We start from the raw sequence: 16,575 nt of genomic DNA, 5'->3' as shown, positions 1-16,575 counted from the left end.
GGGAAGGAATGCCGGAAAGCCTCGGCGGGCAGCGTGAATCGCGGGTTAAGCGGATCGCGCGAAGCGGCGGATCGCTGGGGATCGTTCGTGAACCAGGGGCCCGCCATGGACTTGCCATGGACTTGCGATGGACTTGCCCTTGCGATGGGCTTAAGCCCGCAACCCGAGACCAGCACAGGACGGATCGAGGGGCATCCAAGCCGTGGTTCAGTCGATGGCCGACGTGCGGGAGGCGATCTTCGCCTTCATCGCGGCCCGCAACCCGGGCCTTCCCTCCGGCGCCGTCACCGGGGAGACCTCCCTCGTGACCAGCGACGCGCTCGATTCGATCGGCATCCTCGACCTGATGATGCATCTCGGCGACCGCTTCGGCGTCGAGATCGACGAGGACAGCTTCGATCTCGCCAACTTCGCCAGCGTCGACACGCTGGCCCACTTCATCGACGACCGGCGTTCCGACGTCTGATCCCCGCCCGATCCGTTCCATGGCCCCGACGCTGCTGCACCACCTGCTCGAAGGAGCCGGCGCGGACGATTCCCCGGCGATCGTCGACGGGGCCGAGACCCTCACCTACGGCGCCTTCCGGGCCCGCGTCGCCGCGCTGGCGGCGCGCATGGAAGACCTCGGCCTGCGGCCCGGAGACCGGGTCGCGATCCTCCTGCCGAAATCGATCCGCGAATGCGTGGCGATCTTCGCGGTCGCCGCCGCGGGCGGCGTGTTCGTGCCGATCCATCCGTCGTTGCGCCCGCGCCAGGTCCACCACATCGTCGCCGACAGCGGCGCGCGGACGCTGCTGACCGATGCGCCCCACGCCGCCGGGCTGGAGGGCGCGCTGGACGATCTTTCGGGAGTGCGCGTCCTGACCGAGGAGACGGGCGGGGACGGCGCCGCCCTCCTGCCCGGCGAGCCGGCTCCGGAGGGGCTGGCGGCGATCCTCTACACGTCGGGTTCGACCGGCCTGCCCAAGGGCGTGATGCTCTCCCACGCCAACCTGATCGCCGGCACCCGCATCGTGCGGACCTATCTCGGAATCGGCCCACAGGACCGCATCCTCTCGGTGCTGCCCTTCTCCTTCGATTACGGCCTCAACCAGCTGCTCACCAGCGTCGAGCAGGGGGCGCGGATCGTCCTCCTGACGCCGCGGCTCGGCGACGACGTGGTGCGGGCGCTGGAGGCCCACCGCATCACCTTGCTGGCGGGCGTGCCGACGCTGTGGACGCTGCTGAGCCGGGCCGCGCCGCACCTGGCCACGGCCGACCTCTCGGCGCTGCGCGCCATCACCAATTCCGGCGGCAGCCTCGCCCTGCCGACCATCGCGCGCCTGCGCGCCCGGCTGCCGCACACGGCCATCGTGCTGATGTACGGCCTCACGGAAGCCTTCCGCTCGACCTACCTGCCGCCCGAAGAGATCGACCGGCGGCCGGACTCGATCGGCCGCGCCATTCCCGAGACCGAGATCTTCGCGCTCACCCCCGACGGACGGCGGGCGCGGCCGAATGAGCCCGGAATCCTGCATCACCGCGGCCCCACCGTCTCGATGGGCTACTGGAAGCGGCCGGAGGACACCGCCCGCGTGCTGGTGCCCGATCCCTTCCCGCCGCCCGGACGCGAACCGGGGCTCGTCTGCCGCTCCGGCGACCTCGTGGTGGAGGATGCCGACGGCTTCTTCCGCTTCATCGGCCGCGAGGACACGATGATCAAGACGCAAGGGTTCCGGGTGAGCCCGACCGAGGTCGAGGCGGCGCTGATGGAGACCGGCGCCTTCCGCGCGGCGGCCGTGATCGGCCTGCCCGATCCGAGCCTCGGCCAGCGCATCCACGCGGTCACCGTCCCCGCCGAGGGTGCGCCGGGCACGGCGGACGTCCTGCAAGCCTTGCGCAGGGCGCTGGCGCCCCACCTCGTCCCCCGCACGATCGAGGCGGTGGCGGTGCTCCCGACCACGCCCAACGGCAAGGTCGATTACAAGCGCCTCACCGCCGAGCGGGCGGCGGCGGAAATCTAGGGTCGATGCGCAGGCGTCGGCAGAATCCCACCCACCGTCCTCATCCTGAGGTGCCGCGTAGCGGCCTCGAAGGATCATCCAGAAGGCGCGCGGCCCCTGGAGCACCCTTCGAGGGCGCCGCTGCGCGTCGCCACCTCAGGATGAGGTCGAGGATGGGGCGAGCCGCTATCATGAGTTCGTCATGACCCAGGCTGTTTCCTCCGACCTCGCCGCCGCGCTGATCGCCAAAAACTTTTCGCGCGACGAGGCGGGTATTCTCCGTGTCGGCGGGTTGCCGCTGACCGAACTCGCGGAAGACTTCGGCACGCCGCTCTTCGTCTACGATGCCGCGACGATGCGCCGGACCTACCGGGCGCTGCGCGACGCTTTGGCCGGCTTCGCGGCGATCGACTACTCCGTCAAGGCGAACCCGAACCCGGCGGTGATCCGCGTCTTCCACGAGGAGGGCGCGGGGGCCGAGATCGCCTCGAGTGCCGAGTTCGACGCCGCCATCGAGGCCGGTGTCCCCCCCGAAAGAATCCTGTTCGCGGGTCCGGGCAAGGGCGCGGCCGACCTCGACCGGGTGGTCGCGGGCGGCATCGGCGAGATCCATCTCGAGAACCGCGAGGAGATGTTTCGCGTCGCGGCGGCGGGCGAGCGCCACGGCGTGATGGTGCGGGTGGCCCTGCGGATCAATCCCGGCGCCGCCGCCCAGGGCGGGGCGATGCGGATGGGCGGCAAGCCCTCGCCCTTCGGCTTCGACGAGGAGGCGATGGATGCGGCCATCGATGCGGTGGAGGCGCAGGCCGCGCTGCGCCTCGTCGGGCTGCACCTGTTCGCGGGCACGCAGGGGCTGAAGGCGGAGACGCTACTCGGCCAGTGGGCCTACGGCCTCGGCCTCGCGGCGCGGATCGCGCGACGGATCGGGCGGCCGCTGGAGACGATCGACCTCGGCGGCGGCCTCGGCATCCCGTACTTCTCCGGCGACGCCGCCCTCGATCTCGGCGCGCTCCGCGCCGGGCTGCCCGAGCTGACCGCGACGCTGCGGGCCGATCCCTTGCTGGCCGGCGCCCGCGTGGTGCTGGAGCCCGGCCGCTACCTCACCGGGCCGGCGGGGATCTACGTGGCGCGGGTGCTGGCGGTGAAGGCATCCCGCGGCAGCCGCTTCGTCATCACCGATGGCGGCATGCATCACCACCTCGCCGCGAGCGGCAATCTCGGACAGATCGTCAAGCGCGACTTTCCGCTGGCGGCGGTCGTCGACGGCGGTGGCGCCGAGCCCGCGGCCACCGCCGTGGTCGGCCCGCTCTGCACGCCCCTCGACATGCTGGCGCGGGCCGCCCCCCTGCCGCCGCTGGCCGAGGGCGATCTCGTGGCCGTGCTGCAATCCGGCGCCTACGGACTGACGGCGAGCCCGACGGGCTTCCTGAGCCACCCGATGCCGGCCGAGCTGCTTGTGGAGGGCGGCCGGGCGACCGCGATCCGGCCCCGGGGCTGATCGCGCCCGCCTGCCCTCGCCCCGTCCGCGACGTCAGGACGCGCGCCGCGACCGGCCGATGAAATCGACGAAGGCGCGGAGCGGTGCCGGAAGGTAGCGGCGGCCGGGATAGTACAGGAACGGGCCGGAGAACCGCGGCCACCACGGCTCCAGAACCGGCTCCAGGGCGCCGCTGTCGAGGTGCGGCCGCAGCCAGTCCTCGAACAGGGTGAGGATGCCGACCCCGGCGATCGCCGCCTCGACCGCGAGGTCGGTGGCACCGCCGACGCGCACGGTGAGCGGCCCGCTCGGATCGACGCGCACGAGCTCCCCGTCCCGCTCGAACTCCCATTCCGTCTTCCGGCCGCTCGCGAACCGGCCGCCGATGCAGGCATGGGTGAGGAGCGCGCGCGGATGCTCCGGACGGCCGTGCCGGTCGAGATAGGCCGGCGCGGCGACCGTGGCGAAGCGCTGCTCCCGCGGGCCGATCGGGACGGCGATCATGTCCTGTTCGAGCCGCTCGTCGTAGCGGATGCCGGCATCGCAGCCCGCGGCCAGGACATCGACGAAGCTCTCCTCGGCGACCACGTCGAGGCGGATGTCCGGATAGGCGGCCAGGAACGGCGGCACGATCTTGGGCAGGACCAGCCGGGCCGCGCTGACCGGCACGTTGAGCCGGAGCGTGCCCGCCGGCCGGTCGCGGAACCCGTTGACGACGTCGAGTGCCGCCTCGACCTCGCCGAGGGCCGGCGTCAGACGTTCCAGGAGACGCGCCCCCGCCTCGGTCGGGGCGACGCTGCGCGTCGTGCGGTTCAGCAGGCGGACGCCCAAGCGTCGTTCCAGCCTGCGGACCGCCTCGCTCAGCCCGGACGCACTCATGCCGCCGGCCCGCGCGCCGTCGCGAAAGCCGCCCGCCTCCGCGACGGCGACGAAGGCGGCGAGGTCCCCGAGATCCGCCGACACTGTTCGCTCCTTCGTACAGCCCGTGCTGATTGAACCGTATTATCGCGCAGCGCGGCAGCGTCTAGATCCGAGGGCGTCATACAGGAGACACCCATGACCGATCGCGACAATGGTCTCGCCAACGATCTCGGCAAAGCCGGCACCTATGCCCTGGGCGATCGCCCGGTGAGGCGTCTGGGCTACGGCGCGATGCAGCTCGCCGGCCCGCACGTGTTCGGCCCGCCGAAGGACCGGGACGGCGCCGTCGCCGTCCTGCGCGAGGCGGTCGCCCGCGGCGTGAACCACATCGATACGAGCGACTTCTACGGCCCGCACGTGACCAACCAGATCATCCGTGAGTCGCTTCATCCCTATCCGGACGATCTCGTCATCGTCACCAAGATCGGTGCGAAGCGGGGAGCGGACGCGTCGTGGAATCCGGCCTTCTCGGCGGAGGATCTCACCCGCGCGGTCCACGACAACCTGCGCAATCTCGGCGTGGACGCGCTCGATGTCGTCAACCTGCGCATCATGTTCGACGTGTCGGGACCGGCCGAGGGCTCCATCGAGGCCCCTCTCGCCGTGCTGGCGGATCTTCAGCGCCAGGGTCTGGTGCGCCGGATCGGGCTCAGCAACGTGACGGCCCGGCAGGTCGCCGAGGGGCGGAGGATCGCGGAGATCGTCTGCGTCCAGAACGCGTACAACCTCGCGCACCGGGCGGACGACGCGCTCGTCGACGACCTCGCGGCGGCCGGGATCGCCTACGTTCCGTTCTTCCCGCTCGGGGGCTTCAGCCCGCTGCAATCGACGACGTTGTCCGGGGTGGCCGAGCGGCTCGGCGCGACGCCGATGCAGGTCGCGCTCGCCTGGCTCCTGCGCCGCGCGCCCAACATCCTGCTGATTCCCGGCACGTCGTCGGTCGCGCATCTCCGGGAGAACCTGGCCGCCGCCGACCTGACGCTGCCGGACGCGGCGATGGCGGAGCTTGGCCGGATCGCGCCTTCGTCCGGGGAGTGATACGATTTCGGATTAATTTGCTGGGGCTTTGCCCCTCTCCGTCATCGCGAGGCGGAGCCGAAGCGATCCAGGGCGCGACCCGTCAGGAGATGTCGCGCCGTCGATGGCCACGGCTTCGCCTCGCAATTCAAGAAGTTCACGAATTCGTTGATCGCGGTCCGCCGCTGTCGAGGCTGCGAACGCGTGTGAGCGAGCGCTCGCCGCGGACGTCGTCGCCACCGCCGTCATTCCGGGGCTCGCCGCAGGCGAGAACCCGGAATCCACCCGAGATGCCTAAGGTCCCGACAGGCAGGCGTGCCTAGTCGTGGGTTCCGGGTTCCGCTGCGCGGCCCCGGAATGACGGGGGAGGACATCGATGGCGGTGCGGCCGGGAGGCGACCGGTCGATCCGCGACACCCCATCGAGACCACCGTTTTTGATCCCCTCGGTCCTTCCCGGGCACGCCTCAGAAAGGGCCGGCGGCGGAGGCTTGTCCGGATACGCGATGGCCCCGCGCTGCGGCTGCGCGCGCAGCAGCGTGCCGCCGCCACGCCCGACCGGCACCGCTGGTCCGAGAAGCCTCTCTCGCCCAGCCGCTGCGGCCCGAGGCCGGCGGCAACATCTTAGTTAGAACAATTCGTTTTAGTTGCTGTGGGAACACATCCACAGAGCAATGACCACAGTCCGCTTGCTCACATCGCTGTGATCGCCTACTCGCTCAAAATATTAGTGCAGTTGAAGTCGCATGACGACTTGAAGCACCTCTATGGCCCTGCGTGAGCGCACTCCGCTGGTCATCGGACTAAGGACGCAGCGGTGTTCAATCCTGGATATCAACTTGCTACAACCTCAATCTGCGCTCTGATCTGCGCGGCCTCGCTCGGCATGGCCGGACCGTGGTCGGTGACGAGAGCCTGGGCGCAGGATGCGGTGCAGCTCGACGAACTCGCGGTCCACGGTCAGGTCGGCAATGTCGGACGGGTCGGTCAGGGCGTCGGCCTCCTGAAGGACCTGCCCGCCCCCTATGCCGGCGGTCAGTTCGCCCGCGGCGGCTCGCTGGGCGTGCTCGGAACCCGGGACGCGTTGAACACGCCGTTCAGCACGGTCAACTTCACGCAGCAGGTGATCCAGGATCAGCAGGCGCGCACCGTCGCGGACACGCTCGTCAACGACGCGTCGGTGCGGCTGACCACGGGCAGCAACGGCTTCGACGACACATTCCAGATCCGGGGCTTCCAGGTTCCGGCTCAGGACGTCGGCCTGAACGGTCTCTACGGGCTGATCTCCTCCAACCGCGTCGCCGCGCAGTACATCGAGCGCATCGAATTGCTGAAGGGGCCGGGCGCGTTCATGTACGGCATCCCGCCGGGCGGCAGCGTCGGCGGCAGCATCAACATCGTGACCAAGCGCGCACTCGATGTGCCGTTCGTCCGGGTCACGCCGCAATTCATCAGCGCCGGCAATTTCGGTGCGCATGTCGATGCCAGCATGCGGGGCGGCGAGAACAAGGAATGGGGCATCCGGTTCAACGGCCTGGGCCGGACCGGAGAGGCGTCGATCAACGACGGCAACTGGCAGACCGGACTGGGGGCGCTCGCCCTCGACTATCAGGGCGAGCGTCTGCGCTGGGCCCTCGACGTCATCACGCAGAACGACGACACCAAGAATTTCCGTCCGCAGATGACCCTGCAGTCGACGATCCCGTTCATTCCCCGGCCGCCGGACGCCCGCGGCAACTGGTATCCGGGAACGCTGCTCAAGCAGCGGGACAACACGATCGCCTCCTTCATCGAGTACGATCTGACCGACTGGCTGACGGCCTATGGCGGCATCGGCTATCGCGCCGGCTCGAACGAGCAGACCTTCCCGGATTCCCGCGTCGCCGGCTTCACGAGCGGAGCGGACGCGCTCGGCAATTTCCGGCTCATCAACGCCTACTACGATTCCTACAGCAGCTCCGTCAGCGGCAATGCCGGCCTGAAGGCCCGCTTCGACACCGGCTTCATCAACCACTCGCTCAACTTCGTCTTCACCGGCTTCACGCGCGAGGACGGAAACGCCTATGTCGCGAACTCGGCGGCGCAGTCGGTGCCGTCGAACATCTACCGCCCCTCGCCGCTTCCGGTCGTGACCGGCGCGCGGATCGATCCCCGCCGAGCCTCGGACACGTCGCTGACGAGCGTCGCCGTCGTCGACACGATGTCGATCGCCGACGACACCGTCCTGCTGACGGCGGGCGTCCGCTACCAGATGGTGCATCAGCAGGGCTACAGCACCACGACCGGCCTGCGGACGACCGAGTACGACGCCGATGCGACCTCGCCCCTCGCCGGCATCGTGATCAAGCCCTGGCAGAACGTCGCGCTCTACGCGAACTACGCCGAGGGTCTGACCTCGGGGACGATCGTCGGGGCCGGCTACAGCAATACGGGCGAGATCCTCAGCCCCTACAAGTCCGATCAGCAGGAAGTCGGCATCAAGATCGACTGGGGCACCATCACGACGACGGCGGCGCTGTTCCAGATCAGCCGGCCGAACCAGGTCCGCACCGCCGCCAACGCCCTGGCCTACGACGGCGAGCAGCGCAACCAGGGCCTCGAATTGTCCGCCTACGGCGCGATCGTGCCGAGCGTGCGCGGTTTCGCGAGTGCGACCTTCCTCCGTCCCGAACTGACCAAACCGGCCAATCCGCTTGAACGCGGGAACGACGCCGCCGGCGTGCCCGATCTGACGGTCTCGGCCGGGCTCGAATGGGACACGCCCTGGGTTCCCGGGCTCACCCTGAACGGGCGGGTGATCTACACGTCGGGCTCCTACCTGACCAACGCCAACACGCTGCAGTTCCCCGACTGGGCGCGGGTCGATCTCGGACTTCGCTACGCGACGATCGTCTACGATCGTCCGGTCACCCTTCGGTTCAACGTCGAGAACGTGGCCGACAACCGGTACTGGCTCACGACGGGCACTTTCGTGACGGTCGCCTCGCCCCGGACCTTCATCCTGTCCGCCTCCCTCGACTTCTGACGAGGCCGGGCGGCCGCCGGCGTCGTTGCGAGGCGCGCCCCGGATCGCCCCCTCTCCTCCCCCTTGTGGGGAGGAGGGAGGAGGAGGGAGGTGGGGGTGGTGCCGGATCGAGCGCCGCGGTGCCTCCTGCATCACCCCCACCCCGAACCCCTCCCCGCAAGGGGGAGGGGACAAGCCCTGCTCTGACCGAAGCGATCAACCGGAAACCGTGCCAAGCTGCTTTCGACTGGCGCCGGTGGCGTCATACGGTTTCCGGTTGATCAGTTCGGTTCAGCCGCCACACCCGTCATCCCGGGTTCGCCTTCGGCGCCCCGGATTGACGGGAAGCAACACCGAAGGAATCAATCGGAAACGGTATCAAACATGAAAAAAAACCCCGGCCTCGCGGCCGGGGCTGACCTGTGTCTCGAACGATCGGAGGCTCCTAGAAGAAGCCGAGCTTCTTCGAGGAGTAGCTGACCAGCATGTTCTTGGTCTGCTGGTAATGGTCGAGCATCATCTTGTGGGTCTCGCGGCCGATGCCGGACTGCTTGTAGCCGCCGAAGGCCGCGTGGGCCGGGTAGGCGTGGTAGCAGTTCGTCCAGACGCGGCCGGCCTGGATGGCGCGGCCGAAGCGGTAGGCGCGGGTGCCGTCGCGGGTCCACACGCCGGCGCCGAGGCCGTAGAGCGTGTCGTTGGCGATGGAGAGCGCCTCCTCGTCGTCCTTGAAGGTCGTGACCGAGAGGACGGGCCCAAAAATCTCCTCCTGGAAGATCCGCATCTTGTTGTGGCCCTTGAACACCGTCGGCTGCATGTAGAAGCCGTCGGCGAGGTCGCCCTCGCGGGTGCCGCGGGCGCCGCCCGTCAGACACTCGGCACCCTCCTGGCGGCCGATATCGACGTAGCTCAGGATTTTTTCCAGCTGCTCGGAGGAGGCCTGGGCGCCGATCATGGTCGCCGGGTCCAGCGGCGAGCCCTGCGTGATCGCCTCGACGCGCTTGATCGCGCGCTCGATGAAGCGGTCGTAGATCGACTCGTGCACCAGCGCGCGGCTCGGGCAGGTGCAGACCTCGCCCTGGTTGAGGGCGAACATGGTGAAGCCTTCGAGGGCCTTGTCGAAGAAGTCGTCGTCCTCGTTGGCGACGTCCCCGAAGAAGATGTTCGGCGACTTGCCCCCGAGCTCCAGCGTGACCGGGATCAGGTTCTGCGAGGCGTACTGCATGATGAGGCGGCCGGTGGTCGTCTCACCCGTGAAGGCGATCTTGGCGATGCGCGGCGAAGAGGCCAGCGGCTTGCCGGCCTCGAGGCCGAAGCCGTTGACAACGTTGACCACGCCCGGCGGCAGCAGGTCGCCGATGAGTTCCAGCACCACGAGGATCGAGGCCGGGGTCTGCTCGGCGGGCTTGAGCACGACGCAGTTGCCGGCGGCGAGCGCCGGCGCCAGCTTCCACACCGCCATCAGAATCGGGAAATTCCACGGAATGATCTGGCCGACGACGCCGAGCGGCTCGTGGAAGTGGTAGGCCACCGTGTCGTGGTCGATCTCGGAGATCGCGCCTTCCTGCGCCCGCACGCAGCTGGCGAAGTAGCGCCAATGGTCGATGGCGAGCGGGATGTCGGCGGCGGTGGTCTCGCGGATCGGCTTGCCGTTGTCCCAGGTCTCGGCGAGCGCGATCAGGTCGAGGTTCTCCTCCATCCGGTCGGCGATCTTGTTGAGGATGCGCGCGCGCTCGGCCGGAGCGGTGCGGCCCCAGGCGTCCTTGGCGGCGTGCGCGGCGTCGAGCGCCTTGTCGATGTCCTGCGCGTCGGAGCGGGCGACCTCGCAGATCACCTTGCCGGTGATGGGGGAGGTGTTCTCGAAGTAGCGGCCGCCGACGGGCGCGACCCACTGGCCGCCGATGAAGTTGTCGTAGCGCGCCGAGAAGGGGGACTTCGTCTTGGCGTCCGCCAGGAATTCGGGCTTGTTCATCGCGTTTCCTCCATTGCGCTCGTTCGTCGACCGCTTTGCCGCCGGTCTTGCCGCTTTGCCGCGGGAGACAAGAGCAGCCGCCCCGTCTGATCAAGGTGGACTTTTGGCCAACGCGGCTTCTGGCGGCCGCCGACTTGATTGTTTTCGCAACTGTTTTCGGCGGCCGCCGATCATGCCGCCGCGGCTGAATCAGTTAGACCCTTTCGGGTCCGGTGGCGACCCCGCCCTTGGTCCAAGGCGTGACGCCGGGGCGCCGTCGTCGGGCAAACGGGGCGCGTCGGTGTCGAGGCCGTTCTGGTGCAGGATCAGGCCGGTGACGCGGCCCGCCTCGTCGGCGGTGAAGGTGATCCGCGCGTCGACCGCGCGCAGGAAGAAGGCGCGCTCGCCCTCCGGAAACAGCTCGTTGCGCGGCTGCCGCGTGCCCTGCGCGAAGATCCGCCCGTCCTCGACGGTCACCGCGATCTCGAAGCCCGGCGCCAGGGCGTAGCGGCCGGCGAGCGCCGCCAGGGCGGAACGGTCGATGGCGATCTCGCGGTGCGGGCGCGGCGGCTCGGCGAGGCTCGCCCGCGCCTCCGCCTCGGTCACCCGCGGCCCGGTCCGGTCGCGGCGGTCGCGGTGCAGGATCACCCCGGTGGGCGTGCCGTCGGGCTCGGTCTCGAAGGTGAGGCGCATGTCGGCGACCGGGCTGACGAAGGTCCGGTCGCTCTCCGGCACGAACGGAAAGGCGGGCTCGCGCAGGCCGGGTCCGTCCATCCGCGCGCTCAGGCCCCTTCCCTCCCGGGCGACGGTGAGGAAGGCGCGGGGGCCGAGGCGGTAGGTGCCGGGATAGCGGTCGAGGATCACGTCCTCCAGCACGATGGCCTCGGGCGCCTCGTAATGGCCGAGATGGAGCGCGGCGAGGTCGCGGGCGATCTTCTGGGCCGGGGCGGTCTCGGTGTTCGAGAGCACGATCACGGTCAGCCGGTCGTCCGGATAGATGTCGTTGATCGAGAGGAAGCCGGGAATCGAGCCGGCATGGCCGACGACGCGGTGGCCGCTCGTCCTGTCGCCCGGCTTGCCGAAGGCGCGGGAGACGAACCAGCCGAGGCCGTAGCCGGTGCCGTTGTCGGTGAACATCGCCGCGCGCGACGCCTCCGAGAGCAGGCGCGGGCCGGCGAGCGCCTCGTCCCAGGCGAGCAGGTCGTCGACCGTGGAGTAGAGCGCGCCCGCGGCGTAGGCCGAGCTCGCCGCCATCGGCACGGCGTTGCGCCACTGCGCCCGGCCGCGGCGGTAGCCCGCCGCCCGTCGCGGCAGGATCATGGTGAGGTCGTCGTAGCCGGTTTCCTTCAGACCCAGCGGCGCGAGGATCGCTTCGCGCAGGTACGCCTCGTAGGACTGGCCCGAGGCGGCCTCGATCACCATGCCGAGCAGCACGTAGTTGGTGTTGCTGTACTCGAAGCGCTCGCCCGGCGGGAACAGCAGCGGGTCGTTCGCGACGAGCGCCACGATCTGCGCCGGCGTGTGATCGACCCGCGCGATCTGGTCGTAGTAGTTCGGCAGCGCGGTGAAGTTGATGATGCCCGAGCGGTGCTGCAGCAGGTGGCGCAGGCTCACCCCTGCCCAGGCCTCCGGCACGGAGGGGACCCAGCGGCGGATCGAATCGTCGAGGCCGAGCCGGCCGGCTTCCGAGAGTTTCAGCAGGGCGGCCGCGGTGAAGGCCTTGGTGAGCGAGCCGATGCGGAAATGGGTCTGCGGCGTGTTCGCGATCTCCCACTCGCGGTCGGCGAGGCCGTAGGCGCGGCGGAAGACCGGCTGCCCGTCCTTCGCCACGAGGATGACGCCGGAGAACAGGCCCGCCTCGATGTAGGGGGCGACGAGGGCGTCGGCCCGCTCGGCGAAATCCGCCTCGGCGCGCGCCGGGGCCGCGATCCAGCCCGCGAGGCCGGCGAGCAAGGCGGCGAGAACCGGCAGCGCGCGGTGCGGGCCCGCGGCGAGCCGCCGGCATCCCTGTCTCACGGAGATCTGGCTCACGGGGCTGCGGTCTCCTCGCGGTCGGCCGGCGGAGCAGAAGCGGGCTTTGCGGCCGGGGCGTGGCGCTCCGCGGCCCCCGCATGGGGACCAGGGCCGCGATCACGGTTTCGCCGCGACCCGTTGCGAGAAGCGCGTCGCCCCGGGCGGGACCCGCGCCACGCGCGCGGACCACGGCCCGGTGCAGCCGACGAGACATCAGAGGCAGACGATCATGACGATTCTTTCGCGCGCCCTGCACGCTGTTTCCCTGTCCGCCCTCCTCGCCGGAGCCGTGCTCGGTTCCGGGGCCGCGCTCGCCCAGGCGAAGCCCCCCGCCGCGCCGGATCGCGCGCCCACCGCGGCGCCGGAGCCGGGCAGGGAGATCGCGCTGACGCAGGCGCAGATCGACGGCCTCCTCGTCGCGCAGCCCGAACTCGCCAAGCTGTCCGGCGGCGCGCCCGACAAGCCGGACCCGAAGGCCGAGGCGGGGGCGCAGGCCCAGGCCGAGGCGATCGTGAAGCGGAACGGCTTCGCGAGCCTCGAAGAGTTTCAGGATGCCAGCGACACCGTCGACGCGGTGCTCGGCGGGATCGATCCCGAGACGAAGAGCTATGTCGGCGCCGCGCCGCTCCTGAAGAAGCAGCTCGCGGCTTTGCAGGCCGACAAGACGATGCCCGCCAAGGAGAAGGCCGAGGCGGTCAAGGAGATCAAGGAGGCGCTCGCCGCGGGCGAGCCGGCCAAGCCCTCGCCGTCCAACATCGCCCTGGTGACGAAGAACTACGCGCGGCTCAGCGCGGCGATGGGTGACGAGCCGCAGAAATAGGCGCGGCCGTCTAAAAAAAGCCCTCCCCCCTCTGCGGAGCAAGCGGGAGAGGGGCCGGCACAGGTCTTTCCGAAAGCGGCGTTCCCCTCACCCGACCCCCTTCGGGGGCCACCCTCTCCCGCGGAGGGGAGAGGGAAAGCGCTCCGTTCTTGGACGTTGACGACACCGGATTGCCGCCCGTCTTCGGCCGGTACTGACCCTGAAAGCATCCCCGACCGTGACACCCTCCCCTCGGCCCACCCCCGGCAGCCCCGCCTCCGAGGCCGCGCCGGGCGCAACACCCTGGGTCGGGCCGGGATTCGCCGAGTTCGTCGGCATCGTCGCGCTGATGATGGCGGTCACCGCCATGTCGATCGACAACCTGCTGCCGGCCTTCCCGCTGATCCAGGAACGGTTCTCGGTCGCCGACCCCAACAGCCTGCAGCTCCTCGTCTATGTCTACATGATCGGTTTCGGGGTGGCGCAGATCGTCTACGGGCCGGTCTCGGACGCGATCGGGCGGCGGCCGACCCTGCTGATCAGCCTCGGGATCTACACCGCGGGCTGCATCCTCTCGATGCTGGCGCCGAGCTACGAGTGGCTGCTCGCCTCCCGCGTCATCCAGGGCATGGGCGCGGCCGGCGGCCGGGTGCTCTCGACGGCGATCGTGCGCGACCGCTTCTCGGGCCGCGAGATGGCGAGCGTGATGTCGCTCATCATGATGGTGTTCCTGATTGTGCCGATGCTCGGCCCGGCGATCGGCGCCACCATGCTGCTGCTCGGCTCGTGGATCTGGGTGTTCGTGTCGATGCTGGCGCTCGGCGGCGTGCTCACGCTGTGGTTCGCCCTGCGCATGCCCGAGACGCTGCACCCCGAATACCGCCGCCCGCTCTCGCTCACGGCGACGGCGGCGGCGCTGCTCACCGTGCTGCGCACCCGCGCCGCGATCGGCTACGCCACGGCGCTCGGCCTGCTGACGGGCTGCATCATGGGCTATGTCGGCTCGGCCCAGCAGGTGTTCGACACCGGGCTCTACCATCTCGGCGGCCTGTTCCCCGTCGCCTTCGGCGTGGTGGCCGGCGCCATGGGCGCGGCGACGCTGATCAATTCCCGCGTCGTGCGCCGGCTCGGGATGCGGACCCTGTCGCATGCCGGCGTCACCGCCTTCACCGCGGTCGGCCTGCTGCAGGTCGGCATCGGCCTGCACTACCAGGGGCACCCGCCGCTGGTGCTGTTCCTGTCGGTCCTGGCGCTGAACCAGTTCCTGATCAGCTTCGCCCTGCCGAACTTCAACGCCCTGGCGCTCCAGCCGCTGGGCGCCATCGCCGGCACCGCCTCGTCGTTCCTCGGCTTCTACACCACGATCCTCGGCGCCTTCTGCGGCTTCGTGATCGGTCACGCCTTCGACGGCACGGTGATGCCGGTGGCCTACGGCTACGCCGCGCTCGGCGGGCTGGCCCTGCTCACCGTCGCCTGGACCGAGCGCGGGCGGCTCTACCGGGCCGGCGTGTCCGGATGAGAGCGGCGGCCCGGATCGTTTCCGGGCCGCCTCCGCCGGTCAGGCGTTCGCGCCGCCATCCACCGTGAGGGTGGTGCCGGTGATCTGCCGCGCGGCGGGGCTCGCCAGGAAGGCGACCGCCGCGGCGATGTCCTCCGGTTTGCCGTAGTGCCCGAGCGCGGTCATGGAGCGCTGGAGGTCCGACTGCGCCCCGTCGGCCGGGTTCATGTCGGTGTCGGTCGATCCGGGCTGCACGAGGTTGACGGTGATGCCCTGGGGGCCGACTTCGCGCGCCAGCCCCCGGGTGAACGAGAGCAGGGCGGACTTCGTCATCGAGTAGACCGTGACGCCGGGAAACGGCACGCGCTCGCCGAGGCACGAGCCGATCGAGATGATCCGTCCGCCCTCCCCGAGATGCGGGATCGCCGCCTGCGAGGCCAGCACCACCGAGCGCACGTTCACGGCGAGAAGCGCGTCGATGTCGGCGAGCGGCATCTCCGCCACCGACCCGCCGCGGGCGATGCCGGCATTGTTCACGAGGATGTCGAGGCCGCCGAGCTCCGCGGCGACCGCATCGACCGAGCGCTTCACCGCCGCCGCGTCGGCGCTGTCGGCCTGGATGGCGAGGCCGCGCCGGCCCCGCGCCTCGATGGCGCGGACCACCTCGGCGGCCCGGTCGGCCGACCGCTCGTAGGTGATCGCCACATCCGCCCCGCGCTCCGCCAGCGCCAGGGCGATGGCGGCTCCGATGCCGCGGGAGGCGCCGGTGACGAGGGCGCACTTGCCTGCCAGTTCACTCATCGACTGATCTTTCTGTATCGAACGACACAGAAATGGCTACGAGCGTTGCCCGCTCGGGTCAAGCGAATTATAGAACGATCGATGCAAAATTCTGAACCAGCGCCCTCCAACGATGACGCGGCACCGCGCGGCCGCGGCCGGCCGCGGGCCTTCGACCGGGAGGCGGCCCTGACCGAGGCGATGCACCTGTTCTGGCGCAAGGGATTTGCCGCCACCTCGATCTCCGAGCTGACCGCGGCGATGGGGATCGGCTCGCCGAGCCTCTACGCGGCCTTCGGCTCGAAGGAGGCGCTCTACGCCGAGGCCTTGCGCCACTACGGCGAGCGGTACGAGGCGCGCGTCTGGGGCCGGTTCGCCGCAGCTCCGACCGCCCGCGCGGCGGTCGAGGCCCTGTTGATGAGTTCGGCCGCCGCCCTGACGGAGGCGGGTGCAACCGGCGAACCGCGCGGCTGCATGGTGACGCTCTCGGCCGTCGGCGGCGAGGGGCAGGCGGAACTCGGTGCGTGCGTGCGGGCGGCGCGCGCCCGCGGCCTCGAGGCGGTCACCGTGCGTCTCGGCCGCGCGGTGGCCGAGGGCGAACTGAGCCCCGCGCTCGATCTCCCCGCGCTCGCCCGCTTCGTGATGACGGTGCAGGGCGGCCTGTCGCTCCAGGCCCGCGACGGCGCGAGCCGGGCCGAGCTGGAGGCGGTGGCGCGGCTGGCGATGGCGGGATGGGACGCGCAAGTGCGCCGATAAGGCCGACGGCCGACGGCGCGGGTGTCATACGGTTTCCGGCTGATCGCTTGGGGCCTTGCCCGATCCCGTCATCGCGAGGCGGAGCCGAAGCGATCCAGCGCGCGCGATCTCCGGAGGGGTCGCGCCCTGGATTGCCACGGCTCCGCCTCGCAATGACGCAGGGGAAACCGAAGTGATCAAACGGACATGGTGTCAGGCCGCCTCGTCCTCGGGGATGACGTCGACCTCGACGCTGAGCCGCTGCGCCCCGGCCGAGGCGACGATCCCGTCGATGGGGGCGACGTCGGCGTAGTCGCGGGCGCGCGCCACGACGATGTGGTCGTCGCGCACCACGCAGGCATTGGTCGGGTCGAGGCCGATCCAGCCGCCCTCCCCGAGTCC

Annotated in this window: 12 protein-coding genes and 1 pseudogene; 8 read left to right on the top strand and 5 right to left on the bottom strand. The window is 70.2% G+C overall.

What is annotated here, in order from left to right; translation table 11 throughout:
- Positions 1–214: 214 nt before the first annotated feature.
- From ABS772_RS10235 to ABS772_RS10225, 3 genes are all read left to right on the top strand, one after another.
- Entirely contained in the window at positions 215–466 is a 252-nt protein-coding gene (locus tag ABS772_RS10235) for an acyl carrier protein (protein WP_096486293.1), read from the top strand.
- A 19-nt stretch (positions 467–485) separates the two neighbouring features.
- Positions 486–2,003, top strand: coding sequence for an AMP-binding protein (locus ABS772_RS10230; protein ID WP_350394225.1), 1,518 nt, complete (start codon positions 486–488; stop codon positions 2,001–2,003).
- A 181-nt stretch (positions 2,004–2,184) separates the two neighbouring features.
- Positions 2,185–3,480: a type III PLP-dependent enzyme gene (locus ABS772_RS10225; RefSeq protein ID WP_350394223.1), complete on the top strand. Its 1,296-nt coding sequence runs from the start codon at positions 2,185–2,187 to the stop codon at positions 3,478–3,480.
- Between the two features lie 33 nt (positions 3,481–3,513).
- Here ABS772_RS10225 and ABS772_RS10220 read toward each other — a convergent pair whose 3' ends face one another.
- Positions 3,514–4,422 (bottom strand): LysR family transcriptional regulator, encoded by a 909-nt coding sequence (locus ABS772_RS10220; protein ID WP_350394221.1) that lies wholly within the window; start codon positions 4,420–4,422, stop codon positions 3,514–3,516.
- Positions 4,423–4,515: 93 nt separating this feature from the next.
- On the opposite strand from ABS772_RS10220, the gene ABS772_RS10215 reads away from it, so the two are divergent.
- Together ABS772_RS10215 and ABS772_RS10210 are read left to right on the top strand one after the other, a co-directional pair.
- Entirely contained in the window at positions 4,516–5,418 is a 903-nt protein-coding gene (locus tag ABS772_RS10215; protein ID WP_350394220.1) for an aldo/keto reductase family oxidoreductase, read from the top strand.
- 864 nt (positions 5,419–6,282) lie between these two features.
- On the top strand, positions 6,283–8,421 hold the full coding sequence (locus ABS772_RS10210) for a TonB-dependent receptor (protein WP_350394218.1): 2,139 nt from the start codon (positions 6,283–6,285) through the stop codon (positions 8,419–8,421).
- Between the two features lie 424 nt (positions 8,422–8,845).
- On the opposite strand, the gene adh is transcribed toward ABS772_RS10210, so the two are convergent.
- Together adh and ABS772_RS10200 are read right to left on the bottom strand one after the other, a co-directional pair.
- Positions 8,846–10,369, bottom strand: a complete 1,524-nt coding sequence (gene adh, locus ABS772_RS10205; protein WP_238257132.1) for an aldehyde dehydrogenase — start codon at positions 10,367–10,369, stop codon at positions 8,846–8,848.
- Between the two features lie 189 nt (positions 10,370–10,558).
- On the bottom strand, positions 10,559–12,379 hold the full coding sequence (locus ABS772_RS10200; RefSeq protein WP_350394216.1) for a serine hydrolase: 1,821 nt from the start codon (positions 12,377–12,379) through the stop codon (positions 10,559–10,561).
- Positions 12,380–12,590: 211 nt separating this feature from the next.
- On the opposite strand from ABS772_RS10200, the gene ABS772_RS10195 reads away from it, so the two are divergent.
- Positions 12,591–13,181 carry a hypothetical protein gene (locus tag ABS772_RS10195; RefSeq protein ID WP_350394214.1) on the top strand — a complete coding sequence of 197 codons (591 nt, stop codon included), beginning with the start codon at positions 12,591–12,593 and terminating at the stop codon, positions 13,179–13,181.
- A gap of 331 nt (positions 13,182–13,512) precedes the next feature.
- On the top strand, positions 13,513–14,679 hold the full coding sequence (locus ABS772_RS10190) for a multidrug effflux MFS transporter (protein WP_350394241.1): 1,167 nt from the start codon (positions 13,513–13,515) through the stop codon (positions 14,677–14,679).
- A 39-nt stretch (positions 14,680–14,718) separates the two neighbouring features.
- On the opposite strand, the gene ABS772_RS10185 is transcribed toward ABS772_RS10190, so the two are convergent.
- Positions 14,719–15,459: a 3-oxoacyl-ACP reductase family protein gene (locus ABS772_RS10185; protein WP_350394212.1), complete on the bottom strand. Its 741-nt coding sequence runs from the start codon at positions 15,457–15,459 to the stop codon at positions 14,719–14,721.
- A gap of 81 nt (positions 15,460–15,540) precedes the next feature.
- On the opposite strand from ABS772_RS10185, the gene ABS772_RS10180 reads away from it, so the two are divergent.
- Positions 15,541–16,194: a TetR/AcrR family transcriptional regulator gene (locus ABS772_RS10180; protein WP_350394210.1), complete on the top strand. Its 654-nt coding sequence runs from the start codon at positions 15,541–15,543 to the stop codon at positions 16,192–16,194.
- 192 nt (positions 16,195–16,386) lie between these two features.
- Here ABS772_RS10180 and ABS772_RS10175 read toward each other — a convergent pair.
- Positions 16,387–16,575 (bottom strand): annotated as a pseudogene (locus ABS772_RS10175) (transglutaminase family protein); the annotation flags it as partial.

This window comes from Methylorubrum podarium (genome assembly GCF_040270385.1).
Lineage (GTDB): Bacteria > Pseudomonadota > Alphaproteobacteria > Rhizobiales > Beijerinckiaceae > Methylobacterium > Methylobacterium podarium.
The sequence above is the reverse complement of the archived record's forward strand: the minus strand, read 5'-3'. Positions and strand labels throughout refer to the sequence as shown.